This is a genomic window from Okibacterium endophyticum (genome assembly GCF_054780075.1).
The window spans coordinates 131,878-154,707 of sequence record NZ_BAAGXA010000008.1 but is presented as its reverse complement, the minus strand read 5'-3'; the positions used below and the strand labels follow the sequence as shown (position 1 = coordinate 154,707).

Below are 22,830 nucleotides of genomic sequence, written 5' to 3'. Positions count from 1 at the left end.
GTCAGGCAGTCACGCCGTCGCGACGCTTGACGATGAACTCATCCACCGATGCGGCGATTTCTTCTGACACCAGTGCGCGAACACGTGTTCCGGCCTCGAGATAGTCGATGTGCATCACACGCGCCCTGCGGTGAAGCATAGAAATGACCTCACCCCTGTCATACGGCACAAGCAGGGTCACCTCGATCGACGGGCTCGGCAAGAGAGCGGAAACCGCCTCGAGAATCTCGTCGATCCCCTCACCAGTGCGAGCTGACGCGAAGACCGCGTCAGGCTCGAGTCCGCGCAGCAGCAGCCGGTCGTCTTCGCTGATCAGATCGGATTTGTTGAAGACGACGAGCTCGGGGATGTCTCGTGCGCCGACGTCGCCGATGACGTCCCTCACCGTGGTCAGCTGTGACGCGGGGTCGGGATGCGACGCGTCGACCACGTGCACGATCAGTTCGGCGTCTGCCACTTCTTCGAGCGTCGAGCGGAAGGCCTCGACGAGCTGATGTGGGAGGTTCCTGACGAAACCGACAGTGTCGACGAGCGTGTATTGACGCCCGTCTTCGGTGCGGGTGCGGCGCACCGTCGCGTCGAGAGTGGCGAAGAGCGCGTTCTCGACCAGCACTCCTGCCTTCGTGATGCGGTTGAGCAGACTCGATTTGCCGGCGTTCGTGTAGCCGGCGATCGCGACGGAGGGCACCTCGTTGCGGTGGCGGTTCGCCCGTTTCGCCTCGCGTGACGGGGCGAAGCCCTTGATCTGCTTGCGCAGCTTCGCCATTCGTGTGTGGATGCGGCGTCTGTCGAGCTCGATCTTCGTCTCACCGGGGCCACGGGAACCCATGCCGGCTCCTGCGCCGCCGACCTGACCACCTGCCTGGCGGCTCATGGATTCACCCCATCCGCGCAGCCGAGGAAGCAGATACTCGAGCTGGGCAAGTTCCACCTGGGCCTTGCCCTCCCTGCTCTTGGCGTGCTGGCTGAAGATGTCGAGGATCACAGCTGTGCGGTCGATCACCTTGACTTTGACCACGTCTTCGAGTGCGCGCCGCTGACTCGGCGCCAGCTCCGTGTCCGCGATGACCGTGTCGGCGCCGAGCGACTGCACGATTGCCCTCAGCTCCTCTGCCTTGCCCCGGCCCAGGTACGTGCTCGGGTCCGGGTGGGGGCGCCGCTGCAGCATCCCGTCGAGCACAACCGCGCCGGCCGTCTCAGCGAGTGCTGCAAGCTCGCGAAGCGAGTTCTCTGCGTCATCGAGCGAACCCTGCGAGTAGACGCCGATGAGAATGACATTCTCGAGTCGCAGCTGGCGATACTCGACCTCTGTGACGTCTTCGAGCTCGGTCGAGAGCCCGGCGACCCGCCGAAGCGCCTGCCGTTCTTCACGATCGAGCTGCTCGCCATCCCGCTCATCATCCTCGCGCAGGGGCCTCTCATCGTTCAGAGCCTCTGCTCGAGCACGTCCAAAGAGGGTGTATCCGCTCGCGTGCGTGTCCGCGCGGTCGAGCACCCGGGACACAACATCGTTGTCTGGGGAGCTGCCATCGGCCTGGTGACGGTCATCGCCGGAATTCTCTGTCATTGACGTTAACCCTAGTTCGTTCTGGTCGAGTACGTTCTTCACTATGGGTAGCGATCACTATTTCACCGGGTCCCCAGGCAGTGACCTGAAGCAACGCAGGATCCGGGTCCGTCTCGCGGGCCGCGAGATCGAGGTCACGACCGCCGGTGGCATCTTCAGCCCCGACCGCGTCGACACGGGCACACAGGTCCTGCTCTCGAACACACCGGCGCCTCCCCCGAGCGGCAATTTTCTCGACCTCGGCTGCGGCTGGGGACCGATCGCCCTGACCCTGGCTATCGAATCGCCCCTCGCGACCGTGTGGGCTGTCGATGTCAACGAACGCGCCCTCGATCTCGTGCGCACGAACGCCGGATCCCTTGGACTCGAGAACGTTCGCGCGGTTCTTCCCTCCGAGGTTCCAGACGAGCTTCGGTTCAGGACGATCTGGTCGAATCCGCCGATCCGGGTCGGAAAGAACGAGCTCCACACGATGCTCGAGCACTGGCTCCCCCGTCTGACGTCCGGATCGGACGCGTGGCTGGTCGTGCAGCGGAACCTCGGGTCAGACAGTCTGCACCGATGGCTCAACGGAGCGCTTCCCGACGACTTCACCGTCACCAGGGCCGCCACGGGCAAGGGGTATCGGGTGCTTCGCGCCAAGCACAGAGTGGCGTCGCCCGCGTGACCAGAGCATCGGCGTGACCGTTCCTACACGAGCATCAGCTCACCGGTATAGACGAGCTCTGCCGGTCCGCTGAGAGCGACGTGTTCGCCGTCCTCGGTCGGGAACATCCGAACGCCGAGCGAGCCGCCCGCGACATCGACCCGCCACTGATTCGGTGCGCCGGCGCCCGCCCAGTGCCTGGTGGCCAGCGCAGCTGCCGCGATGCCCGTCCCACATGAGAGGGTCTCGCCGCTTCCCCTCTCGTGCACACGCATCCTGATTCTCGCGACGCCGTTGCTGATCAGAGGCTCGTGCGGCACAACGAACTCGACGTTCGCACCGTCTGCGGGAACCGGTTCGAGCCGTGGGGCATACGACAGGTCGGCCGCGTCGAGCTCTGCGTCGTCTGCCAGGGCGACGACCACGTGAGGGTTGCCCACGTTGATGCCCAGACCGGGCCGCGCAACCTTCACCTCTTTGGCACGGACGAGTGGCTCACCACCGTCGAGCGACCAACGGCCGAGATCGACCTGGTATCCCGCAGCGGAGAGCTGAACATCCCTCACCCCCGCACGCGTGCCGACGGCAAGCGTCTCGCCCTGGCCGAGCTCGGCCAGCCCGCGATCGATCAGATAGTGCACAAAAACGCGGATGCCGTTCCCGCACATCTCTGCGACCGAGCCGTCGGCGTTGTGGTAATCCATAAACCATTCGGCGTGCGGGTCCTCCGCGAGGGCGGCTGAGCCGGCATCGAGTGCGCGGGACCGCACTGCCCTGATCACACCGTCCGCGCCGATGCCGAAATGGCGGTCGCACACAGCGGCGATCTGCTCAGACGTCATCGGATGTTCACCATCGGGGTCGCTGTAGAGCACGAAGTCGTTGCCGGTTCCGTGGCCCTTGGTGAAATTCAGGGTGAATGACATGGCGTCAAGTCTACGGTTCACCGGAGGGCGGACCGCTGCCGCCATACATCGTGCCCGCACCCTCGTTCGCGGCTCAGAGGATCGACTGCAGTACCTGCTGCAGGAGCATATCGCTGTCGTAATCGAACCAGAGTGCGTCTCGGTATCTGGTGAACCAGCTCATCTGCCGCCTCGCATAACGCCGGGTGAGCTGTTGGGTCAGTTCGATCGCCTGTGCCCGCGTGAGTTCCCCGGTCAGTTCGCCGAGGGCCTGAGCGTATCCGATAGCCCGTCGCGCGGTGACGCCGCTCTCAAGCCCCCGGTCCCGCAACCTCGATACCTCGTCGACGAGCCCGTCGCGCCACATCTGGAGCACACGCCGATCGAGTCTCGTCGTCAGCTCGTTCCGGGGTGCACGGAGCCCGATGATCGTCGCCGGGGTCCAGTAGACCGGTTCATCCGGCAGCGAACCCGACACGGGCTCGCCGGTGATCTCGGCGACCTCGAGCGCCCGAACGATACGCCGTGCGTTCTGCGCGCCGATGCGCGCCGCCGCATCGGGGTCCACGTCTCTCAGCCGGCGATACAGCGCACCGCTTCCCTGCTGCGCCAGTTCATCTTCAAGACGCGCGCGGATCATCGGATCGGATCCGGGGAACTGAAAGTCGAAGATCACGCTCGACACGTACAATCCGGAACCGCCCACGAGGATGGGCCAGTTGCCCCGGTCGAGGATCGCGCCGACGACAGCACGCGCCTCGGTCTGGTATCGGGAAACCGTCGCCTCGTCGGTGACGTCGAGCACGTCGAGCAGATGGTGCGGAACACGTTGCCTGAGCTCGGCCGGGAGTTTGGCCGTGCCGATGTCCATGCCGCGATAGAGCTGCATGGCGTCGGCGTTCACGATTTCGGCACCGGCGCCGCGAGCGTGGAGCTCGCGGGCCAGGTTGAGCGAGAGGTCAGATTTTCCGGTGCCGGTCGGCCCGACGATCGCGATCAGCCTCGGGTCGGGCAGGTCTCGGCTGCTCAGCGGTCGCCGTCGTTCTCGTCTGAGGGGCGCACCGTGTTCGCCGACGGCTCGGCCGGGGCTCCCACTCTCAGTGCCGGAAGCCCGAGCGAGACCCGGCCGGGTTCGGCAGACTGCCCGTGCGCAGGGGTCGCACACGATTCGGCCTGTGCACGATCCCAGGCGTCGCCGGCCTGTGTGCGTCTGATGCGCAGCGGCGCACCGTCCTGTGAGTCTGCGATCAGGTGGAACGGCGCCGCCTGCGTGACGGTGACGGTGACCACGTCGCCAGGTCGCGGCAGGTCCGACCCGTCTGGAATGTCGAAATGCACGAGACGGGAGTCCTCCGCCCGACCCGACATGCGACGTGTTTCCGAGTCCTTCTTGCCCTCGCCCGTGGCGACGAGGAGCTGCACTTCTCGCCCGATGACGGATCGGTTCTCTTCGAGGCTTATCCGCTCCTGCAGCTCGATGAGCCGCTCATAGCGTTCCTGCACAACGGCCTTCGGCACCTGGTCGGGCATGGTGGCCGCAGGGGTGCCGGCTCGAATCGAATACTGGAAGGTGAACGCCGTCGCGAATCGCGCGGCTTCCACCACGCGCAGCGTCTCTTGGAAGTCTTCTTCGGTCTCGCCCGGGAACCCGACGATGATGTCTGTCGAGATCGCCGCATGGGGGATGCGGGCGCGCACACGATCGAGGATGCCGAGAAAACGTTCGCTCCGGTACGAACGCCGCATCGCCTTGAGGATCCGGTCTGAGCCTGACTGCAGGGGCATGTGCAGCTGCGGCATCACATTCGGCGTCTCTGCCATGGCGTCGATCACGTCGTCGGTGAAGGCGGCCGGGTGCGGGCTCGTGAACCTCACGCGCTCGAGGCCGTCGATGTCGCCGGCCGCCCGCAGCAGTTTGCCGAAGGCCTGCCGATCGCCGAACTCGACGCCGTAGGAGTTGACGTTCTGCCCGAGCAGCGTGACCTCGATGGCGCCGTCGTCGACGAGTGCCTGGATCTCGGCGAGAATCTCGCCTGGGCGCCTGTCTTTCTCTTTGCCGCGCAGCGATGGCACTATGCAGAACGTGCAGGTGTTGTTGCATCCGACCGAGATCGACACCCATCCGCTGTAGCTCGAGTCCCGTTTCGTCGGAAGTGTCGAGGGAAAGGTCTCGAGCGCGTCGAGTATTTCGATCTGGGCGTCGTTATTGTGACGGGCTCGCTCGAGAAGGCTCGGCAGCGAACCCATGTTGTGTGTTCCGAAGACGACGTCGACCCACGGCGCCTTCTCGAGAATGGTGTTCTTGTCTTTCTGCGCGAGACAGCCGCCGACGGCGATCTGCATCCCCTCGTGGCGCTTCTTGACCGACGCGAGATAGCCGAGGTTGCCGTACAACTTGTTGTCGGCGTTCTCGCGGACCGCGCAGGTGTTGATCACGACGATATCGGGTTCGTCACCCTCGGCCTTCACATAGCCGGCCGCTTCGAGTGATCCGCTCAGCCGCTCGGAGTCGTGGACGTTCATCTGGCAGCCGAAGGTCTTCACCTCATAGGTGCGCGTGTGGCCGGTCGCGTCGACCGAGGCTGCCGAGCGCTCGATGAGAGCTGGGGATTCAAGCAGGGAACTCATGATCCATCTAGTGTACGTTCTCGCTGAAGTGCACCCCTGAACGGCGGCGCTCGAGGGCGGTTGTGATGGCCTGTCTGGCGATATGCCCCGGATACCCGCGGCGGGCGAGATAGCCGACCAGACGGCGCTCAGCGGTCTCTGCGTCGACACGGGTGAGGGTCGACGCCCGCTTGGCGGCGAGTTCTGTCGCCTGTGCGAGTTCGTCATCGTCTGCGATGTCATCGAGAACCTCGCCGACGATCTCTCGGTCGATGCCCCGCGACGACATCGTCCGGGCGACGACCGCCCTGCTCTGGCCCTTGCGCCCGTGCAGGGTGAGCCTCAGCTGCTCGGCAAGCGCACGGTCATTAACGTATCCGAGCTCACGCAGGTGATCGAGCACGTCATTCGCCGAACGCGGTTCGAGACCGTGCGTCTTTATGGCCAGATCGAGCACCTCTGACTCGCTGAGCGAACGACGGGCCAACGAACGGACGATCACGGACTCGACTGTCGCGGCATCCGCTGGCTCGTTGTCGGCTTCGTTGTGGCCGGTTTCGCCTCGTGTTGAGACACGAGCTGTCGAGCTGCTCCGTTGTGAGCTGCGTGTTCCTGCGGAGCCCGACGATGAGGAACCGGGCATCGAGTCGCGGGAAACACCGGGAAGATAGGTCACGGGTGCCAGGGAGTCGTGCGCGTCTTCGGTGTGGGCCGCACCTTCTGGGTTCGCCGAATCGGATACATCTATGAACTTCACCACTACCGTGACCTTCTTCCCGTGTGTGCGCTAGGCCCCGCGGCGTGCCGCGAGCTGGTCTGCGCTCTTCGCGTCTGAGTCCATTACGGCTGGGCTCTTTGTGGCTGGACCCTTGGCCTGTGCGCCCGCAACCGCTGCATTCTGCGCTTCTGCCTTCTCGAGTGCCTGAAGTCCGATCTTCGCCTTGATCTTGTTCTCGATGTCGGTGGCGATGTCAGGGTTTCGCAGCAGGAAGTTACGCGAGTTCTCTTTGCCCTGGCCGAGCTGCTCGCCCTCGTAGGTGTACCAGGCTCCCGACTTCTTGACGATCGTGTGCTCGACGCCGAAGTCGATCAGGCTCCCCTCACGCGAGATTCCCGTGCCATAGAGAATGTCGAACTCGGCCTGCTTGAAGGGCGGGGCCATCTTGTTCTTGACCACCTTGACCCGTGTGCGGTTTCCGACGGCATCCGTGCCGTCTTTCAACGTCTCGATGCGCCGGATGTCGAGGCGGACAGACGCATAGAACTTGAGCGCCTTACCACCGGCGGTGGTTTCTGGGCTTCCGAAGAAGACGCCGATCTTCTCGCGGAGCTGGTTGATGAAGATCATCGTGGTGTTGGTCTGGTTGAGTCCACCGGTGAGCTTGCGCAGTGCCTGGGACATCAGGCGCGCCTGCAGGCCGACATGCGAGTCACCCATCTCACCTTCGATCTCGGCACGCGGCACGAGGGCAGCCACCGAGTCGATGACGATGAGATCGATGGAACCGGAGCGGACGAGCATGTCTGCGATCTCAAGCGCCTGTTCTCCCGTGTCTGGCTGCGACACGAGCAGTGCGTCGATGTCGACTCCGAGCTTCTGCGCGTACTCGGGGTCGAGCGCGTGTTCCGCGTCGATGAACGCGGCGATTCCGCCCGCTCGCTGGGCGTTCGCGATGGCGTGCAGTGTCAGGGTGGTCTTACCCGAGGACTCAGGACCGTAGACCTCCACGATGCGACCCCTGGGCAGGCCTCCGACACCGAGCGCGACGTCGAGAGCTATCGATCCGGTCGGAATGACCTCGACCGGGGCACGCTCGTCGCTGCCGAGGCGCATCACCGATCCTTTGCCGAACTGGCGATCGATCTGAGCGAGTGCGCTTTCCAGGGATTTCTCGCGGTCTGCTGCTGATGGCATGTCGTGCTCTCTTTCGTGCTCGTGTTCTGTGCGCCTGTAGGCTGTCGCGCCGCGGTTCGTGCGCTGCTGCGACAAGGCTGGGAGCGAGTGTCGCTGACAGTTTCGACTGTAAACGGAACATCTGACACGAAGGTCTCAGATGCCGAACAGTGGATAACGTGTGAGCGCCATGCCCTTGTGCAGGAGCTTATCGCGTCTCGAACGCATGTTCGAGGCCATCGGCGCGGCGTGTCGAAGAAGCCTTCGGGCTCAGATCGCTTCCCAGTCCACGCGCGCCTGATGGTTCGCGCCTCGCGATGCGAACACGGTGGGATGCACGGCGGGGCCGGAAGGCGCAACGGTGTGAGTGTCGGAGTATGACGGAAAACCGCATCGCCTCGAAAGCGACGCGCGGGAGGGAACCGCCCGACGGCTCAGCTCTCTTGCGGCTCCGGCCGCCCCGCCCCATACCAGCGCTCTTCCGGAACACCGAGCTCTCGGCACAGAGCCAGCCACACGACGCGCGGCTGCTCGCCCGCGCTGATTGCCGCGTTCGGTGTTCGACCGCCGAGTGATCCGAGAACCAGGTCTGACGCGAGCACCGACGCATACGACGTTCCGAACTCCTCGTTGAGTGCCTGGCGCAGTTCGCTCTGTTTCATCGTTCTCCCGTTTGTTCGGCGCCCTCACACGACGTCACCCCGAAGCGAGACGCTTCGGGGTGACGTATGGCCACAATCGGCGAACGGCGTAATGCCGATCTGGCTACTGTGTGACGAGGTCTGCGTCGAGTGCCGCCACGAACTCGTCTGGGACGGTGTCGGGAATCGGATCGATCCCCTCGATGACGGCCAACCTGTCGCCGACCTCTCGCATGATCACAGAGATGGGCGTTTCAAGCGCCTCTGCGACCGAGGCGAGAATCTCGCTCGAGGCCTCTTTCTGGCCGCGCTCGACTTCACTGAGATAGCCGAGCGCAACACTCGCCTTGCTGGCAACCTGACGGAGGGTACGCCCCTTCTGCAGGCGGAAGTCACGGAGAACATCGCCGATTTCTTGTCGAACCAGTACCACAGGACCCTCCTTCGTTCTGCTCGTCAGCCGCGAGCTGCGGGCTTCAGGATGGACAACACTACTACATCCAACCGTTACGAAAACCCTAGTGCGACTGACTGATTTTTTGTTGTGAGACCGACAGGAGTAACGCGAATGTAACACCGCCTATTCCGCGGCGGATCGCGCCTCGACGATTTCGAGGCGCAGCAGTTCGAGAGCATGCGAAACGGTCGCCGATCTGATGTCGTCGCGCGACCCTGAAAGGGCCAGGGCAACGGCGTGAGCGCCACGCTCGGAGCTGACACCGATGTAGACAGTTCCTGGCGCGTGCCCGCTCTGCGGGTCCGGCCCCGCAACACCGGTCGTCGCGATGCCTATCGAGGGGAGCACACCGGCGACGGCCAGACGCCGCCTGACACCCACCGCCATCGCCGTGGCGACATCCGGATCCACGGGTCCGCGCACGGCGAGCAGCTGTTCGTCGACACCCAGCACGGAACACTTGAGGTCTGTGGCGTAGGCGACCACACCGCCGATCACAACCGCCGATGCACCCGCGGGACGGATCAGCTCGCTCACCAGCATCCCGCCGGTGAGCGATTCGGCGACGGCGACGGTCAGGCCTGCCGCAGTGAGGTCGGCGATGAGGTCAGAGACGCCTCGGCCCGACGGCGACTCGTTCACGGCCGCCTGGACCTCGCGGCGGTCACGATGTAGTCGATTCCGCTCGCGACCGTCAGGGCGACGGCGATCGCCATCAGAACACCATTCGCCCAGAAGATCCAGTCTCCGACGAGGTTCCACAACGGCACAAGGGCGAACGACAGCGCAACAGCCTGGAAAACGGTCTTGAGCTTGCCCATCCACGCGGCCGCCACAACGTGATCCTGCGCAACGAGCATCCGATGGACAGTGATCCCCCACTCTCGCACGAGCACCACTATGGTGATCCACCACGGCAGTTCGGCGAGGATCGAGAGCACAACGAACGCGGCCCCCGTCAGCACCTTGTCCGCGATCGGGTCAAGAAGTTTGCCGAGATCGGTGACAAGGTCCCTGCTGCGTGCGATGGCGCCGTCGAGGCCGTCTGTGGCGATGGCGACGATGAACAGCACGGCGGCCCACCAACGCAACGCACCGTCTGCGCCTGCGTCCGCCAGCAGCATCCAGATGAACAGCGGAGCGCAGAGGATGCGGGCGACGGTGATGACGTTGGGCAGGTTCATGTTGCCTGATGGCGTGCGATCTGGAGCGCCGGGTAGCGCCATGCCTACTCCCTGCCGGTCAGCTGCCAGGCGTCTTCGTGCGAATCGCCGTCGTCAACATCGTAGCCCTCGTACTGCGCCTCGACGGGATCGTTTGCGTACCGGTCTTCGGTGTGAGCGGATGCCGTAGCCGCCGATGACGATGCGGAGGTCTGAGACGCGCCCGCGGCCGACGACGCAGACGACCCGGACGGCACCGGACCCGGCTCCTCACCCCGCAGCCGTGCGAGCACCGCGGGAAGCTGCTCAGCCGTGACGAGCACGTCGCGTGCCTTCGACCCTTCAGACGGACCGACGATCTCGCGGGATTCGAGCAGGTCCATCAGCCGCCCCGCCTTGGCGAAACCGACGCGAAGCTTGCGCTGCAGCATCGATGTCGAGCCGAACTGGGTCGAGACCACGAGCTCGGCCGCCTGCAGGAGCACGTCGATGTCATCTCCGATGTCTGCATCGATCTCTTTGCGTTCGGTGACGGCCTCGACGTCTTTGCGGTATTCGGGACGCGCCTGCTGCGTGACGTGCTTGACGACCTTCTCGATCTCTGCCTCGCTCACCCACGCACCCTGCACGCGCAAGGACTTCGACGTGCCCATCGGCAGGAACAGCCCGTCGCCCTGACCGATGAGTTTGTCTGCGCCCGGCTGGTCGAGGATCACCCTGGAGTCCGTGACGCTCGTGACGGCGAACGCCAGCCTCGAGGGCACATTCGCCTTGATGAGCCCGGTCACGACGTCGACGGACGGGCGCTGCGTGGCGAGCACGAGGTGGATGCCGGACGCGCGAGCGAGCTGGGTGATCCTGACGATGGAGTCCTCGACGTCACGCGGGGCGACCATCATCAGGTCGGCGAGCTCGTCGACGACGACCAGCAGGTACGGGTACGGCTTCAGCACCCGCTCGCTGCCGGACGGCAACACGATCTCGTTGTTGACCACGGCCCTGTTGAAGTCGTCGATGTGGCGGAAGCCGAAGCTCTCGAGATCGTCGTACCTCATGTCCATCTCTTTCACGACCCACTGCAGCGCTTCGGCAGCTTTTTTGGGGTTTGTGATGATGGGCGTGATGAGGTGCGGAACACCCTGATAGGCGGTGAGCTCGACCCGCTTCGGGTCGATCAGGACCATACGGACCTCACTCGGCTTCGCCCGCATAAGAAGACTCGTCACCATCGAGTTCACGAAACTCGATTTTCCCGAACCTGTCGAACCGGCGACGAGAAGGTGAGGCATCTTGGCCAGGTTCGCCACGACGTAGCCACCACCGACGTCTTTGCCGACGCCGATCGTCATGGGATGGGCGCTGTTCGTCGCGGCTGTCGACCTGAGCACGTCTCCGAGCGTCACGATCTCACGATCGGTGTTGGGGATCTCGACACCGATGGCGCTCTTGCCGGGGATCGGCGCGAGAATGCGAACCTCGTTCGACGCGACGGCGTAGGCGATGTTGTTCGTCAGCGCTGTGATGCGCTCGACCTTCACACCGGGCCCGACGGCGATCTCGTACTGGGTGACGGTCGGTCCGCGCGAGAACCCCGTCACGCGCGCGTCCACCTTGAACTGTTCGAGCACACTCGTGATGGCCGTCACGATGGCGTCGTTCGCTGCGGAGCGCTCTTTGTGGGGCGGGCCAGCCGCAAGGGTGGATGCCGACGGCAGGCGATACGGCGCGGGCGGCGGAGTCGGCCGCGATATGCTTCCCGGCTCGACATCGCCGAGCAGGCCGATGCTCTCCATGCCGGGGAGGATGTCTGTGTTGTCGTCTGGGCCGTCGTCGTGCAGCCCGCTCGTTCCCGTGCCTGTGCCGTACTGTCCCACCGCCGCCTCTGCGGCCGAGAGATCGCCGATCACCTCGGTGAGCGATTCGTCTGCGGACGCAGGGCGCTCCGCGGGCGCGACGGGCTCGAGCGCCGAGTCGAACTCACCGTGGCCACGCGACGCGGTGGTCCCGAGCAATTCGGTTATGTCATCCGACGGCGCCGACGAGTCGAAAGCGGGGTCCTCTTCACGCTGGCTCTTGTTGCGGCGCCACCATGGAAGCGAGTCGTCTTCCGTGTCGTCCGTCGCGCGCTCTTCTTTGGCCTGCCTGCGCTCGTCTTCGCTCGGCAGCTCAGCGCCGAAGGTGTAGGCGTAGAGCTGCCTGAACCTCGCGCCGACGCGATTGGGCGGTGTCTTGGTGATGATGAACAGGCTCAGCAGCAGCAGCAGCACCAGCACGAAGCCGGCGCCGATCGGGGTGATGACGAGAACGAGCGGTGCACCGACGACCCACCCGACGAGACCTCCCGCCACGGCGAGCTGCGGCATCCCCTCGCTCGGATTCGGTGTGCCGCCGAACACATGGCACAGGCCGGAGACCGCGACGAGAGCCAGGATGAGACCGACGCCGATACGTCCGTTGTCGTTGACGGAGCTCGGGTGACGGAACATCCACACGGCGAGCAGGAGCATCACAACGGGGAGCGCAAACGCCAGGCGGCCGAAGATGCCGCCGAAGGTCCACGCATCCAGGCTCTGTGCCACCGGGTTGTTGACGCCGAACCATTCGACGACCATCCCGGCGACAGCGAGAAGGGTGATCAGGAACGGGATGCCGTCACGACGCTCGTCTTTGGCCAGCTGCTCGGGACCGAAGGCGCGCGCGGCTCCGCCGACCAGGTGGGCGAGCCCCAACCAGAGTTTCACAAGCGCATTGTCGTGTGACTCTCTGGGATACGGCACGGTCTTCGCCGTCGACGTCCTCGACGTGTTCCTCGCAGACGTCGCTTTGGCGCGCGTCACGTCTGCGCGAGACGACGCACGACGCCCGCGGCCTGAGGATTTCGTGCTCGCAGCCATGCATCCACGATAGGTCGCACCGGCGTCATCCCCCGGTAACGACGCGGGAGTTGACGATCACCGCGTTTCGCCGGGGCGAGCTCGGCAGAGCCGTTGTCAGAACCTGATGGCGTCGATCACTTTCACCCTGAGTGCGATCGTCGCGGGAAGAAGCCCGGCGAGTGCGCCGACGACGACGGCAGAGACGAGGCCGAGCACAGCGGCGTCGACCGGGAAGGGCGGCAGATCGGCGACCATGCCCTGCGTCACCATGTCTCTGATGAACGGATTGCTCACGACCAGCACCGCCACGGCGACGCCGACCACGCCGGCGACGGTTGTGGCGACCACACTCTCCATCATGACCGAGAAGAACACCCTCCCGCCCGTCGCCCCGAAGCTGCGACGGATGCCGATCTCCCTGATGCGCTGTCTCACCGTGACGAGGGCGATGTTGAGCAGGCCGAGCGCACCGAGCACCAGGATGATCCCGGCGACCACCGAGGTGACCGTCTGGAACACGGCTGTCGGGTCTCCGGCATATGTGGCGTAGTCCATCCGGTAGACCGAGACCGAGGCCCCTTCACCGAGCTGCGTGGTCATCTCACCGGCGATGAGGCCGGAGAGCTCTTCGGAGATGTCCTCCGGCACCCACATCTCGAACTGGACGCTCGATTGAGAGGCCTGTGCAGGGTCGGTCAACGCCGGATACGTCGCCGCCATCATGTACATCGCCGGAGACGTGTCCCAGATTCCTGATGCATACACCCCGACGATGACGGCATCGATGCCGCCGAGCCCCGGCACGCTCACGATCGGATGCGTCGACAGGTCGGGCGAACCCAGGTTCTCCCAGAACGCCGTGTTCACGACCAGCGCGGGCACGAGCCGCTGCCCGTCGCCCGCGGCGAACCATGATCCTTCCGCGATCCGCGCCCGGTGCATCTCGGCGTACGGCTGGTCGACCACGGTCACCTGCGTGTCGAGGCCTCCCGTGGGAAAGCGCACCTGCCTGGTGTCGTGCAACACTCTGGACGCGTAGTGGATCTCGTGGCGCTCGAGCACGGTGAACCAGGCATCGGTCACATCCGTCGGGCTCGTCGCGGCAGCCGGATCCGTCGGGCCGGCATACATGGCGAGCATCGCGGGTCGTCCGCCTGAGCTCTCGCTCTGCTCGATGATCGCCTGCTGGGCGATCGCCGACACCGCCGCGGATGCCGAGAGTGCGCAGACGGCCACCGCGACTCCGACGAGGGAGAGCAGCACCCTTCCACGGTGGATGCGCACCTCTTGCCACGCCTCTGCAACGGCTCCCGCGATGCCCGTGAAGAAGCGGCTCATGCGTCGGACTCCGCTGGAGCGTGCTCCGTCGCCACGTGCCGGGGTTCGAGAACGGGCACCGCACGGGCGTCGATCTCTGCGGCCTCGAGAACGCCGCTGGTGAGGCGGAAGGTGCGGTCGCTGCGCATCGCGATCGCGGGATCGTGTGTGATGGTGACGAGAGCGGCGCCCTCGTGTTCGACGATCTCTTCGAACACCTCCATCACGGTGAGTCCCGTCTCGACGTCGAGCGCGCCGGTCGGTTCGTCCGCGAGGATCAAACGCGGGCGTCGCACGATGGCCCTGGCGATCGCGACGCGCTGCTGCTCGCCGCCGGACATGCTCGACGGAAGCGCGTTCGCACGATCTGCGAGCCCGACCTTGTCGAGTGCCTCCCTGGCGATCCGTTCGCGGTTCCAGAACTCGCCGCCCTTCGCATAGAGCAACGGCACCGCCACGTTCTCCCACGCGGTTCTGCCGTCGAGCAGATTGAACTGCTGAAAGACGAAGCCCACATTGTCGCCGCGCAGACGGTCACGGCGACGAGACCTCATCGACGCGACCGCCGACCCGTCGAAGAGAACCTCTCCGGTCGTCGGCAGATCGAGCAGCCCGAGAATGTTGAGCAGCGTCGACTTGCCAGAGCCGGAGCGACCCACGATCGAGACGCGCTCACCGGAATCGACGGTGAGGTCGACCCCGTTGAGGATCGTGAGGGGCTGCGCATCCGCAACCCCGACCGTGCGCGAGACAGAGGACAGCTCGAGAAGGCTCATCCAGCGAAACCAGCCTCGTCGCAGTACATCGAGCCGTCGGGCTGCTCGATGCACCCCTGGCCGGGTTCATCACTCGGATCGTCGACGGGAATGAACTGCAGCACCTGATCGTCTTCGGTCACACCCTCCACGATCTCGACGTTCGTCCCGTCGCTGAGGCCGAGTGTGACCGGGCGTTCCTCCTTCTGACCTTCTGCTCCGAGCACCCACACACTCCCTGACGCGGAGTTGCCCTTGACCGCCGTTGCAGGAAGCACGAGCACGTTCTCAGCGCTGCCGCCCGGCAGCGTGATCGTCGCGGTGAGCCCGGCGAACACACGGACGTCGGCCGGAACGTGGCATCGCACGACCGGCCCGGATGCTCCTCCGGCATCGGGCGCGGAGCCCGGGTCCGTCTGCCCCGCACCGGACTCGGAGCCGGAGAGCGGAGAGGTGATGGTGAGACCGGTGCACGTGAAGGCCGCCGGACCTCCGACGACGGTGACCTGTGCGTCGAGCGGCTGCTCGATGAGCCGGAACTGATCCTCTGGACGGATGCTGCCGGTCACGCTGAAACTCGGCGGCGCGACGTTGGCAACGAGATCACCGACGGCGAGCACCTGAGCGACGACGACCGGCACAGAACTCACCGTCCCCGACACCGGCGCCGTCACCGTCGCCGTCTTGTAGATCGGTTTCGGCTGCGTGAGCGTCGGGTTGCCCTCCGCGTCGACCCCGGCGACCGGTTCGACGGGGATATCCTGCCTGATCGTCGCGATCGGCGCGTCCAGCTCGACCTGCTGTCCGACCGCGACGAATACCTCGAGCACCTCACCGGCAAGCGTCGCCTTCGCCTGCACGGCGTCGTCAGCGACGACGGAACCCGCGACCTCGACGGTGTTGACGATCGAGCCGATCGACGCGGTTGTGACCTGTTCGGCGATCGAGGCGGTCGGCGTCGTCGGTTCGTCCTTCGCCTGCACGTCGGGAAAGAACGCGACCTTGACCAGGGCGACCGCGATGGCGCTGAAGATCACAATCCGGAGGATCGGGAACACCCATTTACGCCATACGCCCACCGTTGTGCACCCCTCGTCGTCGGACTCAACCGGCCCAGCCTAGCGAAGGGGAAACCCCCGGCAGATCATCCTCTCGGATGAGAATCGCGGCGCTGTGGTGCCGATGCGCTCCGGCCCCGGTCCTGTGCACGGCCACCCTCGACCGCGTCGAAGAGCGCTACGCCTCGATCCGTACCCACGCTCATCGACGCTCCGCTTCGCTACGCCTCGATCCGAGCCCACGCTCATCGACGCTCCGCTTCGCTACGCCTCGATCCGTACCCACGCTCATCGACGCTCCGCTTCGCTACGCCTCGATGACGAGCGGCACGATCATCGGACGACGACGGTACGACGTGTTCACCCAACGACCGACGGTCCGACGGACCACCTGCGAGAGCGCATGAGTGTCCCTCACGCCGTTCTGGGCGGACTCCGCGAGTGCGGCAACGATCTTGGGCTTCACATTGTCGAATACGGCATCGTCCTCGGCGAAACCCTTCGCGTGGATCTCGGGCCCGACAACGACTCTGCCGGTCTGCGCCTCGACCACAACGATGATCGAGATGAATCCCTCTTCACCGAGGATGCGACGATCCTTGAGGTCGGCATCCGTGATCTCGCCGACGGTGGCACCGTCGACATAGACGTAGCCGAGGTCGAGCTGTCCGACCACCTTCGCGACGCCGTCGCGCAGATCGACGACCGTGCCGTCTTCACCCACTATCGTGTTCTCGGCCGGAACCCCCGAGTCGATCGCGAGTTTCGCGTTCGCGACCAGATGCCTGTGCTCCCCGTGCACGGGGAGCACGTTCTTCGGCTTGAGAATGTTGTAGCAGTAGAGCAGCTCACCCGCTGCGGCGTGTCCGGATACGTGCACCTTCGCGTTCCCCTTGTGCACAACACTGGCGCCCAGTTTCGTGAGGCCGTCGATCACCCGGTACACGGCGTTCTCGTTGCCAGGGATGAGGCTCGACGCGAGGATGACGGTGTCGCCCTCGCCGATCTCGATCGCGTGCTCGAGGTTCGCCATGCGGCTGAGAACGGCCATCGGCTCGCCCTGCGAGCCCGTGGACATGTAGACGATCCGGTCGTCCGGAATGTCTTTCGCCTTCTTGTATTCGATCAGCACGCCGTCCGGCACGTTGAGGTAGCCGAGCTCGGCGGCGATGGTCATGTTCCGCACCATCGATCGCCCGAGGAGCGCAACGCGCCTGCCGTTCTCGGCGGCGGCGTCGAGCACCTGTTGCACACGGTGCACGTGACTCGAGAAACTCGCGACGATCACACGGCGTGGGGCCTTCGCGATGACCCTGTCGAGAACGGGACCGATCGTGCGCTCCAACGGGGTGAACCCGGGAACGTCTGCGTTCGTGGAGTCGACGAGGAACAGGTCAACACCTGCCTCGCCGAGGCGGGCGAAAGCACGCATGTCTGTGAGCCTGCCGTCGAGCGGCAGCTGGTCCATCTTGAAGTCACCCGTGGCGAGAACGGTTCCCGCTTCGGTGGTGATCGCGACGGCGAGGGCATCCGGAATCGAGTGGTTGACGGCGATGAACTCGAGAGAGAACGGCCCGAGCTTCTCGTGCTGGCCCTCTGTGACCGTGAGGCTGTACGGCTGGATGCGGTGCTCTTTGAGCTTCGCCTCGACCAGGGCGAGTGTCAGGCCCGAGCCGATCAGCGGGATGTCCTGTCTGAGACGAAGCAGGTAGGGAACTGCACCGATGTGGTCCTCGTGACCGTGCGTGAGCACCACGCCGACGATGTCGTCGAGACGATCGCGGATCGGAGAGAAGTCCGGAAGGATCAGGTCGACGCCCGGCTGGTGCTCCTCGGGAAACAGCACACCGCAATCGACGATCAGGATCTTGCCGTCTATCTCGAAGATCGTCATGTTCCGGCCGATCTCACCCAGGCCGCCGACCGGAATGACCCGCAGCGTGCCCTTCTCGAGGGCAGGCGGGTTGTAAACGGAATCGGGCATAGCCCCTCCTTGTGAGGTACGTGTGTCTCTAGCGGGTGGTGCCGTGCACCTTGGGCAGTGCGCCGCCGGCAGCCGCATTGCGGTCAGGGCGGAAGTTCGAAGCGTCGACACCCTGGATCTGCGTCACGAGGTCGAGCTCGTTCTCGATCTGCGCGGCCTCTGTCTCTTCTGGGCCGACGAGCGGCAGCCGAACACGTGGGCTGGCGATGCGGCCGAGACCATGAAGGATGTATTTGGCGGCGACAGTGCCAGGCACGTGGGTCATCACAGCGCGCACAAGCGGTTCGAGTGTCTTGTGCGCGGCGGTCGCCGTGGCCAGGTCGCCGGCGTTCACCGCGTCGACGATCTGGCGGTATGGCGCCGCAGCGATGTTCGCGGTCACCCCGATCAGGCCCGTGGCGCCGATGGACATGTGCGGCAGCGCATTGGCGTCGTCTCCCGAGAAGTACATCAGGTCTGTCTGGTTGAGCACACGGCTCACCTCGGAGAAGTCGCCCTTCGCGTCTTTGACCGCCAGGATGTTCGGGTGCTTCGCCGCGCGCAGGATCGTCTCGTATCGGATCTCGACACCCGTCCGACCGGGGATGTCGTAGAGGATGACCGGCAGATCCGTTGCGTCTGCGATCATCCTGAAATGGGTCAGGATGCCTGCCTGTGTCGGCTTGTTGTAATAGGGCGTGACGATCATCACACCGTCTGCACCGGCCTTCTCGCTGGCCTTGTAGAGCTCGATGGCGTGAGCTGTCTCGTTGGAGCCGCCACCGGTGATGATCTTCGCCCGGCCGGCGGCAACCGATTTTCCGACCTCGACGAGCTTCAGTTTCTCTGGGTCGGTCAGCGTCGACGTCTCTCCCGTGGTGCCGGTGACCACTATGCCGTCGGCGCCGGCAGAGATCACGTCGTCGATGTGCTTCTCGACCCCGGGCCAGTCGACCTCACCGTCCGCGGTGAACGGGGTCACCAGTGCGACCAAAAGCTGACCGAAGGGATTCACGACACTAGACACCCCTTTAGATTAGCCCGTCTGCGGGCTCACGGTCAGACAGGCACCCGTTTGCGACCGCCCGCCCGCGGCATCCTGTCGCAGACAACAGGTGCGAAAACACCGCACACGCCCTACGCTCGAGTCGACGGCGCGCTACGCACTGTCACCCGCCCTCGCAGAAGCGGAACCGGCAATCGATCCTGTTGGAGGACCACAATGGCTGTCACAAGCGAAGCAACGACCGTATGGAACGGAACCCTGACGGAAGGGTCGGGAGACGTCTCGCTCGACTCATCGAAGGCAGCGTCGCTTCCGGTCGACTGGAAGGCGCGTTCAGAGGGATCTGAGAGCGTGACGACGCCGGAAGAGCTGCTCGGCGCCGCACACGCGGCGTGCTTCTCGATGGCATTCGCCAACGCCCTCACAGACGCCGGCACTCCCCCGGAGAAGATCCAGACGACCGCCGCCGTCACATTCCAGCCGGGAACCGGGATCACCGGCAGCCACCTTCTCGTGAGCGCCCAGGTCCCCGGCATCACCGAAGAGGACTTCGAGCGCATCGCCAACGAGGCCAAAGCCGGCTGCCCGGTGTCGCAGGCCCTTGCGGGCATAGACATCACCATCGAAGCCAGCCTGGCTTAGCCTGCGACACGACCGGAGGCCCAGATGCGCGTTGTGATTGCGGGGGCCTCCGGACTCATCGGCGGTCACCTCACAGAAAGGCTGCGTGCGCGCGGCGACACGGTCGTCCGGCTGGTGCGCCGCCCGCCACGCGGTGACGACGAAGCCGCGTGGCAGCCGGCCGAGCATCGGCTCGACCCCGCTGTCGTCGACGGGGCGGATGCCGTCGTCAACCTCTCGGGCGCATCCATCGGCCGTCTTCCCTGGACGCGCGGATATCGTCGTGAGATCCGCGCATCGCGGGTGGCTGCGACGTCCACCCTCGTCGAGGCCATCCACGCGGTGCCCACGCCGCCGCAGGTGTTCGTGAGCGCCTCGGCAGCCGGTTTCTATGGTTCCCGCCCCGGAGAGATCCTCACCGAGCAGAGTGCAGCGGGTACCGGGTTTCTCAGCAACGTGTGCGCGCAGTGGGAGTGGGAGGCCCGCCGCGCCGCGGACGTCACGCGAGTGGTCATCGCCCGAAGCGGCATCAACATCGCCAGGGGCGGCGTGCTCGATCCGCTGATCCTGCTGACGCGGCTCGGGGTGAGCGGCCCGTTAGCGGGTGGTCGCCAGTACTGGCCGTGGATCAGCGTGTATGACGAGGCCGCTGCACTTGTGCACCTGATCGACTCCGACCTCGAGGGACCGGTCAATCTCGTCGGGCCGCACCCGTCGACGGCAAACCGCCTCATGACGCATCTCGCGTATCGTCTGCACAGGCCGTTCGTCGTACCCGCGCCCGGCTGGGCGATCGAAGGGCTGCTCGCCGACGCAGGCAGGGACCTTCTGCTCTCGAGTCAGCGACTCGTTGCGGCCAAGCTGCTCGCCAGCGGATTCCAGTTCGAGCACACAGACGTCGAGCAGGCCATCGACGCGGCTCTCGCGGTCAGCTGAGCCGTCGGGTTACGAAGACGCGCCGTGCAGCCTGATCGCCTCGCGGACGGCCCGGCGCGCCCGCCTGCGGTCCCCGGCGCCGTCATAGACGAGCCCGAGTCGGTACCATGCGCGCCAATCATCGGGCGACTCTTCCACCTCTGCGCGATATGCGGGAAACAGGGCATCTGCGGCTCCTCGTTCGGGGCGACCGCTCGGCCTCACCGGCACCTGCTCACCAGGGAGTGCGTGGTCTGCAGCGAGCTCGCGCCCCAGACGATCCGCCCGCACACCGAACATCAGCTCACGCACAAGAGCCCACGCGCCGATGACGGGGAGCACGATCAGCGCGACACCGATGGCGATGGCTATCGGCTCACCGGTCTGAACGAACCGCAACGCCTGCCCGGCGACGAGAACGAGGTAGACCAGCAACAGGAGCGTCATCACCGCGACGCCGATCCGAGTCGTCATGGGCGGGCGATCCCCAGATCGATGATCTGGTCGAGGCCGACAGTGATGCCAGACGCGGACCGCGCCGCATCGAGAGCGATCATGATGCCCCGCTCGTATGCCGTCGAGTCGAGGGTGTCGTGCGTGACCGTCAGGGTCTCCCCCACACCGCCGAGGATCACACTCTGTCTCGCCACAACACCCTGCAGGCGCAGGCTGTGCACGGGAATGCCCGCGATGCGGTCACCTCGTGCCCGCTGATCGATGTGCGGCGCCTCAACCGGGCCGAGTCCCGAACGCCTCTCTGCAATGAGCTCGGCCGTGCGCACAGCCGTTCCGCTCGGTGAGTCGACCTTCGTCGATCGATGGGCCTCGATGATTTCGATCGAGTCGTAGAAACGGCCGGCGATGACCGCGAGAGCGGTTCCGAGCACCGAGCCGAGCGAGAAGTTCGGAATGATCACGACTCCGACATCGGAGTCACCGAGCTCGTTCCGGAGCATGCCTATGCGGTCTGCGTGCCACCCCGAGGTGCCGACGAGCACATTGATGCCCTGACCTGTCGCATGCGTGACGACACCGTGGCTGACCCCCGGATGCGTCACGTCGACGACCAGGTCTGCCCCGTTCATCTCGTTGAGATCGCTTGACGACCCGAGAGCGGAGTGCATCTCGTACTCGGGGGAAGCGTCGATGAGCCGACGGAAGACACTGCCCAGCTTGCCGCTTGCACCGACGAGGGCAACAGTCGTAACCATGCTGCCAATCTACCAACCGTGGTGCGGGTGCCAGACACGGGCCAGACGAATACACTGTGTTCGTGCCGACCTTCGAGCCCGTTCCCGTCACCGATCCACGTGCTCAGCGGGCTCTCGACGAGTACTTCCACGGCCGCGAACTCGGCTTCATCGGGGGCGAATACCGGGTGACCTACCCGGATCCGCACAGCTTCGAACCTCCGGCCGGGCAGTTCCTGCTCGTGATCGACGATTCGGGAGACGCGGTCGGGTGCGGTGGCATCCGTCGGATCGGGCCAGATCGATACGAGGTCAAGCACCTGTACCTGCACGAGAAGACGAGGGGCAGGGGCTGGGGTCGCCTGCTGCTCGCCGAACTCGAGCGGCGAGCGTCTGTGCTGGGTGCTCTCGAGGTCGTTCTCGACACGAATGCCACACTCGCCGCGGCCGGCGGTCTCTACAGATCGGCGGGCTACGAGTCGATCGAGGCGTACAACACGAATCCGAACGCGACCAACTGGTACCGCAAACAGCTCTGAACGGTGACAGACCCGGCCTCACCCTCGATGAGTTGCGGTCTTCTGCTGCTCACGCTCGACATGAGCAACAGAAGACCGCAACTCGAGAGAGAACGGGCACGGGGTCAGACCGGCGAGGGATCAGGAAGCCCCGTGCGCAGCTCGACGGGCAGGTGCGCGAGGTCGTTGTGCGTGAGAAGCGTCCACGGACGCCCGGGCTTGCGCTGAAGCACGGTGAGGCCGCAGTGCGCCTGGTCGAGCGTCATCCACCGCCACGCCGGCGCGCCGAGCACTTCTCGCACGAACCAGGCGATGACGAAATTGTGGGTGATGACCAGCTCGTGGTGCTCTCCGGAGTGCGGTGCGAGGAACTCCGCGACGGCATCCGACATCTGCGCGGCCCCCGCTTCGACCTCTGCCTCGGTCACAGCACCGAAAAAGGGCTCGTAGGCCGATGGCGTCTCCGGCGTCTTGCCGGTCGGGATGCAGTCGAACAGGAGCGCGCTGGCCTCAGGTTCGAGAGACGGAAGGCGTTCAGCGATGATTGCGGCTGTCTCTGCCGCGCGCTGCAGCGGAGAGTGCCTGGCCGAGGTCAACGGAAGGCCCCCTATGCGTTCTGCGAGCAGCTGCGCCTGGCGCTGACCGCGGGGCGACAGCGGTCCGTCTGGAAGGCCGTGCTCGGCGTTCTGCTGCTCGCCGTGGCGAACGAGATAGAGATACTGCGTCATGGT

General features: G+C 65.3%; 24 protein-coding genes. 5 read left to right on the top strand and 19 right to left on the bottom strand.

The window, feature by feature from the left end:
• Window position 1 precedes the first annotated feature (1 nt).
• Window positions 2-1,567, bottom strand: coding sequence for a GTPase HflX (gene hflX, locus ACYVF5_RS12670; protein WP_460946931.1), 1,566 nt, complete (start codon window positions 1,565-1,567; stop codon window positions 2-4).
• A gap of 43 nt (window positions 1,568-1,610) precedes the next feature.
• Between hflX and ACYVF5_RS12665 the strand changes: the two genes are divergently transcribed.
• Window positions 1,611-2,234, top strand: coding sequence for a class I SAM-dependent methyltransferase (locus ACYVF5_RS12665; RefSeq protein WP_460946929.1), 624 nt, complete (start codon window positions 1,611-1,613; stop codon window positions 2,232-2,234).
• A gap of 23 nt (window positions 2,235-2,257) precedes the next feature.
• On the opposite strand, the gene dapF is transcribed toward ACYVF5_RS12665, so the two are convergent.
• The 10 genes from dapF to ACYVF5_RS12615 all read right to left on the bottom strand — a co-directional run bounded on the left by dapF (window position 2,258) and on the right by ACYVF5_RS12615 (window position 12,621).
• On the bottom strand, window positions 2,258-3,139 hold the full coding sequence (gene dapF, locus ACYVF5_RS12660; RefSeq protein WP_460946927.1) for a diaminopimelate epimerase: 882 nt from the start codon (window positions 3,137-3,139) through the stop codon (window positions 2,258-2,260).
• Window positions 3,140-3,212: 73 nt separating this feature from the next.
• The gene (gene miaA / locus ACYVF5_RS12655) at window positions 3,213-4,133 is read right to left on the bottom strand and encodes a tRNA (adenosine(37)-N6)-dimethylallyltransferase MiaA (protein WP_460947027.1); all 921 of its coding nucleotides are present in this window, start codon (window positions 4,131-4,133) and stop codon (window positions 3,213-3,215) included.
• An 11-nt stretch (window positions 4,134-4,144) separates the two neighbouring features.
• Complete coding sequence (gene miaB / locus ACYVF5_RS12650; RefSeq protein ID WP_460946925.1) at window positions 4,145-5,746, bottom strand: tRNA (N6-isopentenyl adenosine(37)-C2)-methylthiotransferase MiaB; 1,602 nt, start codon at window positions 5,744-5,746, stop codon at window positions 4,145-4,147.
• Between the two features lie 7 nt (window positions 5,747-5,753).
• Window positions 5,754-6,485 carry a regulatory protein RecX gene (locus tag ACYVF5_RS12645; protein WP_460946923.1) on the bottom strand — a complete coding sequence of 244 codons (732 nt, stop codon included), beginning with the start codon at window positions 6,483-6,485 and terminating at the stop codon, window positions 5,754-5,756.
• A 27-nt stretch (window positions 6,486-6,512) separates the two neighbouring features.
• A complete protein-coding gene (recA, locus tag ACYVF5_RS12640; RefSeq protein ID WP_460946921.1) occupies window positions 6,513-7,640 on the bottom strand; it encodes a recombinase RecA in 1,128 nt (375 codons plus the stop codon).
• 413 nt (window positions 7,641-8,053) lie between these two features.
• Window positions 8,054-8,281, bottom strand: coding sequence for a DUF3046 domain-containing protein (locus ACYVF5_RS12635; RefSeq protein ID WP_460946919.1), 228 nt, complete (start codon window positions 8,279-8,281; stop codon window positions 8,054-8,056).
• Between the two features lie 103 nt (window positions 8,282-8,384).
• Window positions 8,385-8,693, bottom strand: a complete 309-nt coding sequence (locus ACYVF5_RS12630) for a helix-turn-helix domain-containing protein (protein ID WP_460946917.1) — start codon at window positions 8,691-8,693, stop codon at window positions 8,385-8,387.
• A 147-nt stretch (window positions 8,694-8,840) separates the two neighbouring features.
• The gene (locus tag ACYVF5_RS12625; RefSeq protein ID WP_460946915.1) at window positions 8,841-9,359 is read right to left on the bottom strand and encodes a CinA family protein; all 519 of its coding nucleotides are present in this window, start codon (window positions 9,357-9,359) and stop codon (window positions 8,841-8,843) included.
• Entirely contained in the window at window positions 9,356-9,943 is a 588-nt protein-coding gene (gene pgsA, locus ACYVF5_RS12620; protein ID WP_460946913.1) for a CDP-diacylglycerol--glycerol-3-phosphate 3-phosphatidyltransferase, read from the bottom strand. The genes ACYVF5_RS12625 and pgsA overlap by 4 nt, the downstream gene beginning before the upstream one ends.
• A gap of 2 nt (window positions 9,944-9,945) precedes the next feature.
• Complete coding sequence (locus ACYVF5_RS12615; RefSeq protein ID WP_460946911.1) at window positions 9,946-12,621, bottom strand: FtsK/SpoIIIE family DNA translocase; 2,676 nt, start codon at window positions 12,619-12,621, stop codon at window positions 9,946-9,948.
• Window positions 12,622-12,628: 7 nt separating this feature from the next.
• On the opposite strand from ACYVF5_RS12615, the gene ACYVF5_RS12610 reads away from it, so the two are divergent.
• Window positions 12,629-12,787, top strand: coding sequence for a hypothetical protein (locus ACYVF5_RS12610; RefSeq protein ID WP_460946909.1), 159 nt, complete (start codon window positions 12,629-12,631; stop codon window positions 12,785-12,787).
• Window positions 12,788-12,870: 83 nt separating this feature from the next.
• Here the strand turns inward: ACYVF5_RS12610 and ACYVF5_RS12605 are convergent, their stop codons facing one another.
• From ACYVF5_RS12605 to dapA, 5 genes are all read right to left on the bottom strand, one after another.
• The gene (locus tag ACYVF5_RS12605; protein WP_460946907.1) at window positions 12,871-14,094 is read right to left on the bottom strand and encodes an ABC transporter permease; all 1,224 of its coding nucleotides are present in this window, start codon (window positions 14,092-14,094) and stop codon (window positions 12,871-12,873) included.
• Window positions 14,091-14,849, bottom strand: coding sequence for an ABC transporter ATP-binding protein (locus ACYVF5_RS12600; RefSeq protein WP_460946905.1), 759 nt, complete (start codon window positions 14,847-14,849; stop codon window positions 14,091-14,093). Before ACYVF5_RS12600 ends, ACYVF5_RS12605 begins: the two co-directional genes overlap by 4 nt.
• Window positions 14,846-15,865, bottom strand: coding sequence for an efflux RND transporter periplasmic adaptor subunit (locus tag ACYVF5_RS12595; RefSeq protein WP_460946903.1), 1,020 nt, complete (start codon window positions 15,863-15,865; stop codon window positions 14,846-14,848). The genes ACYVF5_RS12600 and ACYVF5_RS12595 overlap by 4 nt, the downstream gene beginning before the upstream one ends.
• A 328-nt stretch (window positions 15,866-16,193) precedes the next feature.
• Window positions 16,194-17,870 carry a ribonuclease J gene (locus ACYVF5_RS12590; protein WP_460946901.1) on the bottom strand — a complete coding sequence of 559 codons (1,677 nt, stop codon included), beginning with the start codon at window positions 17,868-17,870 and terminating at the stop codon, window positions 16,194-16,196.
• A 28-nt stretch (window positions 17,871-17,898) separates the two neighbouring features.
• A complete protein-coding gene (gene dapA, locus ACYVF5_RS12585; protein WP_460946899.1) occupies window positions 17,899-18,876 on the bottom strand; it encodes a 4-hydroxy-tetrahydrodipicolinate synthase in 978 nt (325 codons plus the stop codon).
• Between the two features lie 195 nt (window positions 18,877-19,071).
• Between dapA and ACYVF5_RS12580 the strand changes: the two genes are divergently transcribed.
• Window positions 19,072-19,497 carry an OsmC family peroxiredoxin gene (locus ACYVF5_RS12580; RefSeq protein ID WP_460946897.1) on the top strand — a complete coding sequence of 142 codons (426 nt, stop codon included), beginning with the start codon at window positions 19,072-19,074 and terminating at the stop codon, window positions 19,495-19,497.
• Window positions 19,498-19,521: 24 nt separating this feature from the next.
• Entirely contained in the window at window positions 19,522-20,412 is an 891-nt protein-coding gene (locus ACYVF5_RS12575; protein WP_460946895.1) for a TIGR01777 family oxidoreductase, read from the top strand.
• Between the two features lie 9 nt (window positions 20,413-20,421).
• Here ACYVF5_RS12575 and ACYVF5_RS12570 read toward each other — a convergent pair whose 3' ends face one another.
• Entirely contained in the window at window positions 20,422-20,865 is a 444-nt protein-coding gene (locus tag ACYVF5_RS12570) for a hypothetical protein (protein WP_460946893.1), read from the bottom strand.
• Complete coding sequence (gene dapB, locus ACYVF5_RS12565) at window positions 20,862-21,602, bottom strand: 4-hydroxy-tetrahydrodipicolinate reductase (protein WP_460946891.1); 741 nt, start codon at window positions 21,600-21,602, stop codon at window positions 20,862-20,864. The genes ACYVF5_RS12570 and dapB overlap by 4 nt, the downstream gene beginning before the upstream one ends.
• Window positions 21,603-21,664: 62 nt before the next feature.
• On the opposite strand from dapB, the gene ACYVF5_RS12560 reads away from it, so the two are divergent.
• Window positions 21,665-22,120 (top strand): GNAT family N-acetyltransferase, encoded by a 456-nt coding sequence (locus tag ACYVF5_RS12560; RefSeq protein ID WP_460946889.1) that lies wholly within the window; start codon window positions 21,665-21,667, stop codon window positions 22,118-22,120.
• Between the two features lie 104 nt (window positions 22,121-22,224).
• On the opposite strand, the gene ACYVF5_RS12555 is transcribed toward ACYVF5_RS12560, so the two are convergent.
• Window positions 22,225-22,827: a histidine phosphatase family protein gene (locus ACYVF5_RS12555; protein ID WP_460946887.1), complete on the bottom strand. Its 603-nt coding sequence runs from the start codon at window positions 22,825-22,827 to the stop codon at window positions 22,225-22,227.
• Window positions 22,828-22,830: the final 3 nt, after the last annotated feature.